This is a genomic window from Xanthomonas sp. DAR 34887, assembly GCF_041245805.1.
GTDB classification, from domain to species: Bacteria; Pseudomonadota; Gammaproteobacteria; order Xanthomonadales; family Xanthomonadaceae; genus Xanthomonas_A; species Xanthomonas_A tesorieronis.
Window position 1 is genome coordinate 492044 of sequence record NZ_CP162490.1, and the last position, 11858, is coordinate 503901.

The 11858-nt window shown below is 71.7% G+C and carries 12 protein-coding genes and 1 tRNA gene; 5 read left to right on the forward strand and 8 right to left on the reverse strand.

Annotated features, from left to right (window positions below):
* Positions 1 to 374 precede the first annotated feature (374 nt).
* From AB3X08_RS02260 to bioB, 5 genes are all read right to left on the reverse strand, one after another.
* Entirely contained in the window at positions 375 to 863 is a 489-nt protein-coding gene (locus AB3X08_RS02260) for a hypothetical protein (RefSeq protein ID WP_369935961.1), read from the reverse strand.
* A 390-nt stretch (positions 864 to 1253) separates the two neighbouring features.
* Positions 1254 to 2015, reverse strand: a complete 762-nt coding sequence (bioH, locus tag AB3X08_RS02265; RefSeq protein WP_369935962.1) for a pimeloyl-ACP methyl ester esterase BioH — start codon at positions 2013 to 2015, stop codon at positions 1254 to 1256.
* A gap of 46 nt (positions 2016 to 2061) precedes the next feature.
* Positions 2062 to 2415 carry a DUF7079 family protein gene (locus AB3X08_RS02270; RefSeq protein WP_369935963.1) on the reverse strand — a complete coding sequence of 118 codons (354 nt, stop codon included), beginning with the start codon at positions 2413 to 2415 and terminating at the stop codon, positions 2062 to 2064.
* A gap of 24 nt (positions 2416 to 2439) precedes the next feature.
* On the reverse strand, positions 2440 to 3645 hold the full coding sequence (bioF, locus tag AB3X08_RS02275) for an 8-amino-7-oxononanoate synthase (protein ID WP_369935965.1): 1206 nt from the start codon (positions 3643 to 3645) through the stop codon (positions 2440 to 2442).
* Between the two features lie 120 nt (positions 3646 to 3765).
* A complete protein-coding gene (gene bioB, locus AB3X08_RS02280; RefSeq protein ID WP_369935966.1) occupies positions 3766 to 4821 on the reverse strand; it encodes a biotin synthase BioB in 1056 nt (351 codons plus the stop codon).
* Between the two features lie 49 nt (positions 4822 to 4870).
* Here bioB and AB3X08_RS02285 point away from each other — a divergent pair, with 49 nt between their 5' ends.
* Positions 4871 to 5596, forward strand: a complete 726-nt coding sequence (locus tag AB3X08_RS02285) for a ComF family protein (protein ID WP_369935968.1) — start codon at positions 4871 to 4873, stop codon at positions 5594 to 5596.
* Between the two features lie 99 nt (positions 5597 to 5695).
* Positions 5696 to 6151: a SecDF P1 head subdomain-containing protein gene (locus tag AB3X08_RS02290; protein WP_369935969.1), complete on the forward strand. Its 456-nt coding sequence runs from the start codon at positions 5696 to 5698 to the stop codon at positions 6149 to 6151.
* A 68-nt stretch (positions 6152 to 6219) separates the two neighbouring features.
* On the opposite strand, the gene ubiA is transcribed toward AB3X08_RS02290, so the two are convergent.
* A complete protein-coding gene (ubiA, locus tag AB3X08_RS02295; RefSeq protein WP_369935970.1) occupies positions 6220 to 7122 on the reverse strand; it encodes a 4-hydroxybenzoate octaprenyltransferase in 903 nt (300 codons plus the stop codon).
* A gap of 270 nt (positions 7123 to 7392) precedes the next feature.
* Here ubiA and AB3X08_RS02300 point away from each other — a divergent pair.
* A tRNA-Arg gene (locus AB3X08_RS02300) sits at positions 7393 to 7469 on the forward strand.
* Between the two features lie 500 nt (positions 7470 to 7969).
* Positions 7970 to 8800 carry an alpha/beta fold hydrolase gene (locus tag AB3X08_RS02305; protein ID WP_369935972.1) on the forward strand — a complete coding sequence of 277 codons (831 nt, stop codon included), beginning with the start codon at positions 7970 to 7972 and terminating at the stop codon, positions 8798 to 8800.
* Between the two features lie 275 nt (positions 8801 to 9075).
* Here the strand turns inward: AB3X08_RS02305 and AB3X08_RS02310 are convergent, their stop codons facing one another.
* Positions 9076 to 10635, reverse strand: a complete 1560-nt coding sequence (locus AB3X08_RS02310; RefSeq protein WP_369935974.1) for a YifB family Mg chelatase-like AAA ATPase — start codon at positions 10633 to 10635, stop codon at positions 9076 to 9078.
* A gap of 13 nt (positions 10636 to 10648) precedes the next feature.
* Positions 10649 to 10918 (reverse strand): ubiquinone biosynthesis accessory factor UbiK, encoded by a 270-nt coding sequence (ubiK, locus tag AB3X08_RS02315; RefSeq protein ID WP_009595755.1) that lies wholly within the window; start codon positions 10916 to 10918, stop codon positions 10649 to 10651.
* Positions 10919 to 11094: 176 nt separating this feature from the next.
* On the opposite strand from ubiK, the gene AB3X08_RS02320 reads away from it, so the two are divergent.
* Entirely contained in the window at positions 11095 to 11433 is a 339-nt protein-coding gene (locus AB3X08_RS02320; protein WP_003480503.1) for a P-II family nitrogen regulator, read from the forward strand.
* Positions 11434 to 11858 lie beyond the last annotated feature (425 nt).

Below are 11858 nucleotides of genomic sequence, written 5' to 3' on the forward strand. Positions count from 1 at the left end.
GCTGCCAGCCGCGCGACGCGTCGGGCCGTGTTCGGCGGCGCGGGCAGGTGAGCGGCGCGATACCAGCGCGTCGGCGGGCACGATCGGCAAGTGACCGGCCGCCGTCGCGCAGAGTGCGGGTTTGCGGCGATAAGGCGCTGCGTCGCGTGCTGCGGCAAGCTCTGCCGCGGTTTGCCTGCTCCGGGCGTCCGCGACCGCGCACGTGTGCAGGATCCTGCAGTGCGTGTGGCAGCGACGTCGCAAGCGGTCGGGCCGACCGCCAAGGGTTCCCCGTTGCGCTCATGCTTCCCGATCGGGATGGGGTATCGAGATGCTGCGCTACCGGTAGGCAGCCATCGGTCTGACACCCAGTGGCACAACCTGCGCTGTGCGCGCTACTCCGCGCGGCTGTCGTCGATGCGCCGCGCAAGCGCGGTGTAGTAGTCGGCGGATGCCCGATTGCCTTGCTGGCGCAGGCGCGCGGCGGTTTCCAGCGCCGCAGCGCGCGCCTGCGCGAACACGCGGTCGTCCTCGTCGGGATGCAACCCGTCGCTGCTCACGGCGCGCAAGGCCGCATCGAAGCGCACGGCCGCCATCAGCCCGCCTTCGTGCAGAAGAAGGACGCCTTGCGCGGGACGGCCATCCTGCATGCGTCCGGCGAAGAAGGCATACGGCTCGGCGGTGCCGGCGCGGACGATGCCGAGCCCGTCGGCCGCCCCCTGCTGGCAGTCACCGAGCCACCGCGCGGGAGCGGCGTCCAGGTCCGCCGGCGCCTCGAACCGGCACGGCGCCGGCGGCGGCGGGGTCGCCAGCGCCGGCAGGCTGGCGCATGCCGCGATCAGGCACGCCACCGTCCTGGCAGTGTTGCTCTGTATCGCGGTCATGGTCGGTTCTCCTCGGTCCTGCCCCACAGCGCGGTTGCGCGCCGGTGCCATCGTAGCGCGACGATGGTGGCACCTGCGGCGGCGTCGATCCTAGCCGATGGGCGTGAGGGTTGGTCGCCGTCGGCGAAGAGCGACGTCAGTGGCAAGAGGTTCTCGTCGGCCCGCATCGCATCGCCTCAGCGACGCCGCAGTCGGCGTCGCGTGCAGCGCGACAGCATCGGTGGACGGTCGCCTGCAGACCGGCAACGCGCAGCATCGGGTGGCCTCCGTCCGTCGTCGATTCGCCGGCATCTGCCGCATGGCATGGCGCCGGCGTGATGCGCCTTCGCGTCGGCCGGCTGCGAGCATGTCGAGCTTGCGAGACCGCGAGGCGAGCGTCTTGCGTACGCGCTAAGGCAACGCAGCGAGAAACGCCTGCAGCGTGGCGGCGACCTCGTCGGCATGGCCAAGGAACGGCGCGTGCCCGCCGCTGGCGACGATGTGCGACTGCGCCTGCGGCGCAATGGCGGCCGCAGCCTGCATGCCGGCGGCCGGCACCAGGCGGTCGCGCTGGCCGCCCAGCCACAGGCTGGGCACGCGCAACGCCGGCAACGCGCGCCGCAGGTCGGTGCGCTCGAGCAGTGCCAGCCCATCCTGCAGCGCTTGCGCATCGGGTTCGCCGCGTGCGCTCAGCGTCTCGCGCAGCGTGCGCAGTTCGCTGCGGGCATGCGCCGACCCCAGCGTGTCCAGCGCCAGGAAGCGGTCCAGCGTGCCGCGGTAGTCGTCGGCCAGGTCGTGGCCGAACTGCGCGAACACCTGCGGTTCCACCGCATGCGGCCAGTCGCTGCCACGCACGAACCGCGGCGTCGCCGCCAGCATCGCCAGGCCGCGCACCTGCGGCTGGGTCGCCGCGGCATGCAGCGCGAACAGCCCGCCCAGCGACCAGCCCAGCCACGCCGCCGGCGGCGTCGCCGCGGCGATCGCGCTGACCACGTGCGGCAGCGCCAGTGGGGTGTCGTCGCCGCGGCTGTGGCCATGCCCGGGCAGATCCACCAGGTGCATGCGGAACTGCGCCGACAGGCGCTCGACCAAGGGCGCGAAGATGCCGCCGTGCAGCGCCCAGCCGTGGATCAGGACCAGATCGGGGCCGTGCCCCAGGGTTTCGATGTGCATCGTCGATGGTGTGCCAAATGGAAAAGAGAACCGGGCGACGCCGCGCTCAGCGATGCGCGCGCAAGGCCTGCAGCCGCGGCAGCAGCAGGCGCCATTGTTCGCGTGGATAGGCGCGCGTGCGCCACGCCGGCCAGCGCCGCACGCCTTCGCCGCGCTGGATCGCCGTACTCAGCCAGGCCTGGTCGAAACCCTCCCAGACGCCGGCCACGCTCAGCAGGTTCGGCGCCAGGCGCGGATGCACGTCGTGCAGCAGCATGCGCCGCAGCGTCTGCGCTGTGTATGGCGAGGCCGCGAGCACGGCGGCGATGTGCGCGTGCCGCGCGGCGACGTCGTCGTCCAGGTACAGCTCGGACAGCGCGGCCCAGACCGCGTGGCGCGCCGCGAGGTCGCCGTGGTTCACCGCGGGCCGCTCACATCGGCCGGCTCACGCCGGCAGGCCGACCGGATGCGCGGCCAGCCGGTCGCGCGCCAGCGCCAGCGCGTCCAGCAGCGCCTGCACCTGCGCCGGCGTGTGCAACGCCGACAGCGTCACCCGCAGCCGCGACTTGCCTTCGGACACGGTCGGCGGGCGGATCGCCGAGACCAGGAAGCCGGCCTGCTCCAGCGCCGCCGACAACGCCAGCGCGCTGGCCTCGTCGCCGCACAGCAATGGTTGGATCGGCGTGTCCGAGGCCATCAGTTCCAGGCCATGGCGGCGCGCGCCGCCGCGGAACGCGGCGATGGTCTCGGCCAGGCGCTCGCGCCGCCACTGGTCGCGCCGCGCCAGTTTCACCGCGGCCAGCGAGGCGGCCGCCTGCGCCGGCGGCAGCGCGGTCGTGTACAGATAGGGGCGCGCGGTTTCGGCCAGATGCCGGATCAGCGCTTCGTCGCCGACCACCAGCGCGCCGTAGCCGCCCAGCGCCTTGCCCAGGGTCACCAGCTGCAGCGGCACATCGTCCACGCCCAGCCCGGCCTCGGCCACGCAGCCGCGGCCATGCGGCCCGACCACGCCGACGCCGTGCGCGTCGTCCACGTACATCAGCGCCTGCTGCATGCGCGCCACCAGGGTCAGCGAGCGCAGCGGGGCGATGTCGCCATCCATGCTGAACACGCCATCGGTGGCCAGCATCGCGGCGCCGTCGGCGGCGTGCTTGAGCTGGCGCATCGCGCCTTCGGTATCCAGGTGCGGATAGCGGCGCAGGCGGCAGCCGGCCAGGCGGGTGGCGTCGAGCAGGCTGGCGTGGTTGAGCCGGTCCTGCACGCACACGTCTTCTTCTTCGCTCAGCAGCGCCTGCTGCACTGCCAGGTTGGCGAGGAAGCCGCTGCCGAACAGCAGCGCGCGCGGATAGCCGAGCCAGTCGGCGACCTCGCGTTCCAGGCTCTCGTGCAGCGCATGGTGGCCGCAGACCAGATGCGAGGCGGTGGCGCCGACGCCCTCGCGCGCGGCCGCGTCCTGCAGCGCGGCGAGCACTTCGAACTGTTGCGCCAGGCCCAGGTAGTCGTTGCTGCAGAAGCCGGTCAGCCAGCGCCCGTCCAGCTCCAGGCGCACGCCGTCGCGGCGGCCCACGCTGCGGCGCACGCGGATACGGCCCTGCGCCTCGCGCAACTTGCGCAAGGACTGGATGCGGTCGTGCAGGTCGGGACGGGCCATGGGCGGCGGGGCCTGGGGTGGCGGGCTAGCGTAGCGCGTCCCCGGGCGGGCCGGGCGCCGCCGGCGATGGACGGCCGGATCGGCGGATGAACGCGCGCGCGCCGGCGCGGTGCGCTGCCGTCAGACCAGTGCCGCGGCGATCGCCGGCCGCTCCGCTGCCGGCGCCGGAGCGGTGATGTCCGCATGCACGGTGCCGGGATGGTCGTGCGCATCGGCATCCACGTGCACCTGCATCGGCGTCAGCCCCAGCCGCGCGAACAGTGCCTGGTCGCGTTCAGTGTCCGGGTTGCCGGTGGTCAGCAGTTTTTCGCCGTAGAAGATCGAGTTGGCGCCGGCGCAGAAGCACAGCGCCTGCAGTTCGTCGCTCATGCTCTCGCGCCCGGCCGACAGTCGCACCATCGCCTGCGGCATCGCGATGCGGGCGACGGCAATCGTGCGCACGAACTCGAACGGATCCAGCTCGACCGTGCCGTGCAGCGGCGTGCCGGCGACCTGCACCAGGCGGTTGATCGGCACCGAATCCGGATGCACCGGCAGGTTGGCCAGCGCCTGCAGCAGGCCGGCGCGCTGGTCGCGCGATTCGCCCATGCCGACGATGCCGCCGCAGCAGGTCTTCATGCCGGCATCGCGCACGTGCGCCAGCGTGTCCAGGCGGTCCTGGTACTGGCGGGTGTGGATGATCGTGTCGTAGAAGTCCGGCGCGGTGTCCAGATTGTGGTTGTAGTAGTCCAGCCCGGCCGCCTTCAGCGCCTGCGCCTGGTGCCCGTCGAGCATGCCCAGGGTGGCGCAGGTTTCCAGGCCCAGCGCCTTCACCTCGCGGATCATCGCCGCGACCTTGGGGATGTCGCGGTCCTTCGGCGAGCGCCACGCCGCGCCCATGCAGAACCGCGAGGCGCCGGCCGCCTTGGCCTGGCGCGCCTTGGCCAGCACCGCCTCGGTGCTCATCAGCTTCTGCGCGTCCACGCCGGTGTCGTAGCGCTGCGCCTGCGGGCAGTACGCGCAATCCTCCGGGCAGCCGCCGGTCTTCACCGACAGCAGCGTGGAGACCTGCACCTGCGCCGGATCGAAGTGTTCGCGATGCACCGCGGCGGCGCGGTGCAGCAGCTCCGGGAACGGCAGATCGAACAGGGCGAGCAGTTCCTGGCGTTGCCAGTCGTGTCGGACGACAGCGGACATGGGGGTTTCCTGACGGTCAGCGGCTGGGAAAGCGGGCAGTCTGGTGAGCATGGATATCCCTGTCAACTTCAATGGGTCGAGCCTGGTTGACGGTTGCTGGCGGCGGCTGCAGCGCTTGCTGCTGCCGGAGCGCTGCCTGGTGTGTAGCGAATCCGGCGTCGCCGGCCTGGACCTGTGCCCGGCCTGCCGCGACGCGCTGCCCTGGAATGCCGGCGCCTGCCGGATGTGCGCGCTGCCGCTGCCCGCGCTGGACGCCGCGCAGCTGTGCGGCGCCTGCCAACGCAAACCGCCGCCGTTGGCCCTGGTCGCCAGCGCCTGCGTCTACGCCGCGCCGGTGGACGGGCTGCTGCGCCGCTTCAAGTTCCACCAGGACCTGGCCGCCGGGCGGTTGCTGGCGGCGTTGCTGCAGGCGCGCTGCACAGGCTTGCCGCGTCCGCAGGCGGTACTGCCGGTGCCGCTGCATCGCGCACGGCTGCGCCGGCGCGGCTACGACCAGGCGCTGGAACTGGCGCGGCCGTTGGCCCGCGCGCTCGACCTGCCGCTATGCACCGGGCTGCAGCGCGTGCGTGCCACGGCGCCGCAGTCCGAACTCGATGCGCAGGCGCGGCGCCGCAACCTGCGCCATGCGTTCGCGGTGCAGGCGCCGCTGCCGCCGCACGTGGCGCTGGTCGACGACGTGATGACCACCGGCGCGACCCTGCATGCGGCGGCACAGGCGCTGCGCCGCGCCGGTGTGGCACGGGTCGATGCCTGGGTGGTGGCGCGGGTGCCGTGAGGTGTGCCTGACGCCCGTCCTTACTATGATGCCCGGCAGACAGAGTGTTGGAGGAACGCGATGCGCCGGATGGCACTGGGAATGACGATGGCGGTATGCATGTTCGCCACGAGCGGATGCCAGTTCCGCAACGTGGCGGCCGACGCAGATGCGAGTGCGGTGCAGGCCTCGCTCGAATGGCGCCTGGCCAGTTATGCGCCGCGCGACGGCTACACCGAAGCCGATTATCGCGGGCAACCGGTCTATCTGGCGGCCGCGCCGATGTTGCGTGTCGATCGGGCCGCGACGGTGAAGCAGGCCGAGGGTGGCGACGACCGGCCTGCGCTCGATCTGCGGTTCCCCGGGCACGGTGCGCAGCTGACCCGTGCGACGGAACAGAACGTCGGCAAGCCGGTTGCGCTGCTGGCCGACGGCAAGGTGCTGACGGTGGCGACGATCATGGCGCCACTGCCCGGCGACAGCCTGCAGATCAGCGGTCTGCAAGACGTGCAGGAGCAGCAGCGGGTATTCGCGTTGTTGACGCATGCGCCGGCCGCACGCGACGACAAGCAGTAGCGCAGGCCGCATCCGGCCCACGTGGACCGCCGCCCCGGGAGCGGTGGCGAGGCGCTGCTTCCTGTGGGTTACGCCGTACGCAGCGCCAACGCCGCGACGATGCCGGCGAAGATCGCCAGGCCGACCCAGTTGTTGTGCATGAAGGCGCGGAAGCAGGGCGCGCGTTCGCGGGTGCGCGCGATGCGGAATTCGTAGGCGACCAGTAGCACGGCCACGCCCAGACCCACCCAGTACCAAGTCCCCAGCGCGCCACGCGTGCCGACGAAGCCCAGGGCGACGAACATCAGCGCATACAGGATGCCCTGCGCGACCAGGTCCAGGTCGCCGAACAGGATCGCGGTGGACTTGGAGCCGGCGCGCAGGTCGTCCTCGCGGTCGACCATCGCGTACCAGGTGTCGTAGGCGGTGGCCCACAGGATGTTGGCGGCGTACAGCAGCCAGCCCAGCGCCGGCACTTCGCCGCGGATCGCCGCGAACGCCATCGGGATGCCCCAGCCGAAGGCCATGCCGAGATAGACCTGCGGCAGGTAGGTGTAGCGTTTCAGGTAGGGATAGCTGGCGGCCAGGAACAAGCCGACCACGCTCAGGCCGATGGTCAGCGCGTTCATCGTCAGCACCAGCGCGAAGGCGACGATCATCAGCAGCGCGAACACCGCCAGCGCCTCGCGGCCGCTGACCGCGCCGGTGGCCAGCGGCCGGCCGCGGGTGCGTTCGACCTGCGGGTCCAGCCAGCGGTCGGCGTAGTCGTTGATCACGCAACCGGCCGAACGGGTCAGCCAGACCCCGGCGGTGAACACGAACAGCGTCCACAATGGCGGCATCCCGTCGGCGGCCAGCCACAGCGCCCACCAGGTCGGCCACAGCAGCAGCAGCGCGCCGATCGGACGGTCGCCGCGCAGCAGTTTCCAGTACTGGCCCAGGCGCGCGCGCGGCGGCAGCGCGGCGGGCGTTTCGTAGCGTTCGTAACCCATCGTGCAAGGGTAGCAGCCGGGCTGCCGGGCGGCACGACACGGACGACCGCCGCGGCGGTGTCCACGGTCCGTGCATCCGCGGTGGGCGAGGCCCCCGCTGTGGCAACTGTGTGCATGCGATGCGCCTTGGCCCGACTCCGGGAGCTCGCGGGATGCCGCACCCAACCGAGCCGCTGCGTTACCGGTCAGGCGCCCGCCGGGCCGGCCGTGGCGGCAATCGGGCATGGGGGAGACGCGGCGCGCGGTTTGCCGTTAGAATGCGCGTCCGTTGCGCCCGTAGCTCAGCCGGATAGAGTAGTGGCTTCCGAAGCCATTGGTCGGGGGTTCGAATCCCTCCGGGCGCACCACATCATCCCCCAGCCTGCATGGCCTCTTCGACCGCGACTCCTGCCGGTGGTGGACATCGCATTCGGTGCTGTGGCGATCGACGGCCTGTGGCGTACGACGCCGTTGCCCGTCCTCGGACTACTCTGGATGCCGTGCTGGCACCGTCTGTATCGAAAGGCCGGCGCGCTCCGCCTCACCGTCCATCGTGCAGGGAATTCCTTCTGCCGCTGACTTGCATCGCCTTCGCCGATGCGGCGACGACCGGCGGTCGGAAGCCTTTCGGTGCCGTCGCCGCTGCACGGGATTGCGCTGGGTTGCATCGCCAGCGCGTGCGTCGCGCACAACACGGCGGCCTCCGTCGTGCCGGCACCGCCGCCGGCAGCCGCGCGGCCGAGGTTGCTTCGCTCGCGGCGCGCGAGTGCCGGGCCACTCCTTCGCATCCTCTCCAGTGCCTTGTCATCGAGCTCGCTATGCATGGCGTGGTGCGGGCTCCGTCGCGGCGCCGTGCCGGAGGCGGCGAGTGATCAGTGCGCGCACGCCCCTCGGCAAGCCTGCGGTCCACCTGCTGGGCGACGACGATGCGCTGGCCTACCTGCGGCTCGGCGCGGGCACCCCGGTGGTGCTGGTGCACGGCGCGCTGTGCGACTACCGCTATTGGGCGCCGCAACTGCGCGGCCTGGCCGAGCGCTTCGAGGTCGCCGCACTGAGCCTGGGCCAGTATTTCCCGCAGTTGCCATCGTCGCTGCGGCATCGCTTCGGCTGGCGTTGGCATGCGCAGCAGGTCGTCGGGTTCCTCGCCAGCTACGGACAACCGGTGCATCTGGTCGGTCACTCGCGCGGCGCCGCGGTGGCCTGGCAGGTCGCGCTGCAGCGGCCTGCCGCGATCGCCAGCCTGAGCCTGTTCGATCCGGGTGGGCCGCAGCCGCAGGGCCTGCCGGAGGAGGTGGTGGCGATCCGCGCACGGGCCATCGCATTGCTGCGCGACGGACAGGTCGAGGCCGGCCTGGAATGCTTCGTCGATTCGGTCAGCCAGCCCGGCGCCTGGGCGCGCAGCAGTGCGACGTTCCGGCAGATGGTGCGCGACAACGCGCAGACCCTGGTGCCGCAGATCGGCGATGCGCTGCCGGCCTACGACCGCGAGCAGGCCGCGGGCCTGGCGGTACCGGTGCTGCTGGTCAGCGGCGAGCTGAGCCCGGCGCAGTACCGCGACAACGCCACAGCGCTCGCCCAGTGGTTGCCCGACGCGCGCCACCACGTGCTCGCCGGTGCCTCGCATGGCATGACCTTCACCCATGCGCGGCGTTGCAATGCCTTGCTGGCCGAGTTCGTGACATCGGTAGCGGTGGGGTGAGGCCACGCATGCGTCCGCTGCGGCGGGGCCGTCGCTCGTCGCGCGGGATGCATCAGTAGGCACTGGCCGGCAGGGCTGCAACGTGCAGCCAGCAACCATGGTCGGCGGCAGGCGGGATGGCGCTGTCGCACAACTGCGGCGCTTTATACCCGGCGCGCCCTGTTGCGTCGCCGCCGCATTCGCTTGCTGTGCGAGTTGCGGTATGCGAAGCCGCCGCGGTTCCATGCGATGCGCGCCTGCGGACCAGGCGGTTGCCGCGCCACGCGGTCGGTGCGCTACCGCGCCGCGCGCCGCGCTGCGCCGGCGCGCACAACGGAGTCCGCTTGCGGCGATGCGGGCTCGCCGCGATCCAGTTGCCGATAGCCGATCGCTTCGGTCAGATGCGCGGTGGCGATCGTGTCGCTGCCAGCCAGATCGGCGATGGTGCGCGCCACGCGCAGGATGCGGTGCAAGGAGCGCGCCGACAGGCGCAGGCGGTCGATGGCGTGCTCCAGCAGCGCTTCGTCGCGCGGTTGCAGGCGGCAGTCACGCAGGGTCTCGCTGTGACCGAGCTGGCCGTTGGGGCAGCCGCCGCGCGCCAGCTGGCGTTGCCGCGCCTGTTCCACTCGCGCACGCACGGTGGCGCTGCTTTCGCCGGGAGCGGCGTCGGCGCGCAGCGCCTGCGGCGGCAGCCGCGGCACGTCCACGTGCAGGTCGATGCGGTCCAGCAACGGACCGGAGATGCGCGCGCGGTAGCGGCGGATGCTGTCGTCGCTGCAGCGGCAACGGCCGCTGGCGTCGCCGGCCCAGCCGCAGGGGCAGGGGTTCATCGCGGCGACCAGTTGGAACCGGGCCGGGAACTCTGCGCTGCGCGCGGCCCGCGACACCGTGACCGTGCCCGATTCCAGCGGCTCGCGCAGCACTTCCAGTGCGTGCCGGTTCCACTCGGGCAATTCGTCCAGGAACAACACACCGCGATGCGCCAGAGAGATCTCGCCGGGGCGCGGATGGGTGCCGCCGCCGACCAGCGACACCGCGCTGGCGGTGTGGTGCGGAGATCGGTACGGCCGTTGCCGCCAGCGCGCCGGATCCAGGCCGCGGCCGCTGACCGAGGCGATCGCCGCCGCTTCCAGCGCCTCGGCCTCGCTGGCCTCGGGCAGGATGCCGGGCAGGCGCGAGGCCAGCAGGGTCTTGCCGCAGCCCGGGCTGCCGATCAACAGCAGATGGTGATGACCGGCCGCCGCGATCTCCAGCGCACGCCGCGCCTGGGCTTGCCCGCGCACGTCGCTCAGGTCGGGAAACGGCGTGGCCGCGGCCGGCAGCGCTTCGGCGGCGGGCAGGGTCTTGGCGCCGTTCAACAGCGCGCAGACTTCGAGCAGGGTGCGCGCGGTGAACGCCTGCACGTGCTGCGCCAGCGCCGCTTCGGGGCCGTTGCCGGCCGGCACGATCAGCGTGCGCCCGGCCTGGGCGGCGGCCAGCGCCGCCGGCAGCACCCCGTCCACGGCGCGCAGCTCGCCGGTCAAGGCCAGTTCGCCGAGGAATTCGTAATTGCCCAGCGCCTGCGGGTCGAGTTGCCCGGCGGCGGCGAGGATGCCCAGCGCGATCGGCAGGTCGAAGCGGCCGCCTTCCTTGGGCAGGTCGGCCGGGGCCAGGTTGACGGTGATGCGCCGCGCCGGGAATTCGTATTGCGCGCACAGGATGGCGGCGCGCACGCGATCGCGCGATTCGCGCACCGCGGCCTCGGGCAGGCCGACGATCTGCGTGGCCGGCAGTCCGCCGGACAGATGGACCTCGACCCGAACCGGAGGCGCAAGCACCCCCGCGCGGGCACGGCTGTGCACCAGCGCCAGGCTCATGGTGGCGGGTGGATCAGGCTTGCGCGGACGGCGCGTCGCCGCTGCGCGCGGCTTCCAGCGCGGCGACGCTGCGCTCCAGCGCTTCCAGCTTCTCGCGGGTGCGCAGCAGCACCGCGCGCTGCACGTCGAATTCCTCGCGGGTGACCAGGTCGAGCTTGCCCAGGCCGGCCTGCAGCGCGCTCTTGAAGGTGCTCTGCAGTTCGTCGCGGGATTCGCGCAGGCCGGGCGGTACCAAGTCGCTGAGGCGGCGGGCGAGGTCGTCGAGGTGATTGAGGTCGATCATGGCGATGCTCCGGCAGGGAGCGCCAGACTGCGGCACCCTGCGGTTCGGGGCCATCGGTATCGGGCGCGGCGCGCTGTCGGAAAATTCCGGCGATGGGGCGCGCGATCATTTGAACCCGGCGGCCGGGCATCGCGCAACCGCGCTATCCTGACGCCATTGTGATTGGAGAAAGCCGCATGAAGATGATCATGGCCGTCATCAAGCCGTTCAAGCTCGACGACGTGCGCGAAGCGCTCGCCGCGCAGGGCGTGGCCGGCATCACCGTCACCGAGGTCAAGGGCTTCGGCCGGCAGAAGGGCCACACCGAGCTGTACCGCGGCGCCGAATACGTGGTCGATTTCCTGCCGAAAGTGAAGCTGGAAGTGGCGGTCACCGAGGACCAGGTCGAACGCGTGCTCGAGGCGATCGTCAAGGCGGCCGGCACCGGCAAGATCGGCGACGGCAAGGTGTTCGTGTACGACCTGGGCACGGTGGTGCGGATCCGCACCGGCGAACTGGATGCGGATGCGCTGTAAGACCTCTCGGTACGTTCTCGGTTTCCGATGACAGGCTGCATCACCAGGTTTCAGCACCCAGCAGCTTGCCGCAAGCTCCAAGCTCTGTAGGAGCGGCTTCAGCTGCGACAAGCGAAGCCACGACCCTGGCGGTTTCGCTTTTCTGTCGCGGCTGAAGCCGCTCCTACAGCGCGCCGCGCGCGCAAGCCGCAAGCTTTTGTGGGAGCGACTTCAGTCGCGACGAGCGAAGCGGTGGTGGTGCCGCGACCGGATCGCGTCGGGACTGAAGTCCCTCCCACAGTGCACCCAGCAGCTTGCCGCAAGCTCCAAGCTCTCTGTAAGAGTGGCTTCGGGTGGCCTCGGGCCATCGGCCGCGACGAACGGAGCCCGGAGCCGCACCGGCCTCGGTGAACATCCGAACTGAAGCCCTTCTTGGTCTTCAACCC

Excerpts from the sequence above, each read along its gene's own strand:
- ubiA (WP_369935970.1), bottom strand. The coding sequence starts at position 7,122 with ATGGGTTACGAACGCTACGAAACGCCCGCCGCGCTGCCGCCGCGCGCG.
- bioB (WP_369935966.1), bottom strand. The coding sequence starts at position 4,821 with ATGTCCGCTGTCGTCCGACACGACTGGCAACGCCAGGAACTGCTCGCC.
- bioH (WP_369935962.1), bottom strand. The coding sequence starts at position 2,015 with ATGCACATCGAAACCCTGGGGCACGGCCCCGATCTGGTCCTGATCCAC.
- AB3X08_RS02320 (WP_003480503.1), top strand. The coding sequence starts at position 11,095 with ATGAAGATGATCATGGCCGTCATCAAGCCGTTCAAGCTCGACGACGTG.
- bioF (WP_369935965.1), bottom strand. The coding sequence starts at position 3,645 with ATGGCCCGTCCCGACCTGCACGACCGCATCCAGTCCTTGCGCAAGTTG.
- AB3X08_RS02285 (WP_369935968.1), top strand. The coding sequence starts at position 4,871 with ATGGATATCCCTGTCAACTTCAATGGGTCGAGCCTGGTTGACGGTTGC.
- ubiK (WP_009595755.1), bottom strand. The coding sequence starts at position 10,918 with ATGATCGACCTCAATCACCTCGACGACCTCGCCCGCCGCCTCAGCGAC.
- AB3X08_RS02290 (WP_369935969.1), top strand. The coding sequence starts at position 5,696 with ATGTTCGCCACGAGCGGATGCCAGTTCCGCAACGTGGCGGCCGACGCA.
- AB3X08_RS02310 (WP_369935974.1), bottom strand. The coding sequence starts at position 10,635 with ATGAGCCTGGCGCTGGTGCACAGCCGTGCCCGCGCGGGGGTGCTTGCG.
- AB3X08_RS02260 (WP_369935961.1), bottom strand. The coding sequence starts at position 863 with ATGACCGCGATACAGAGCAACACTGCCAGGACGGTGGCGTGCCTGATC.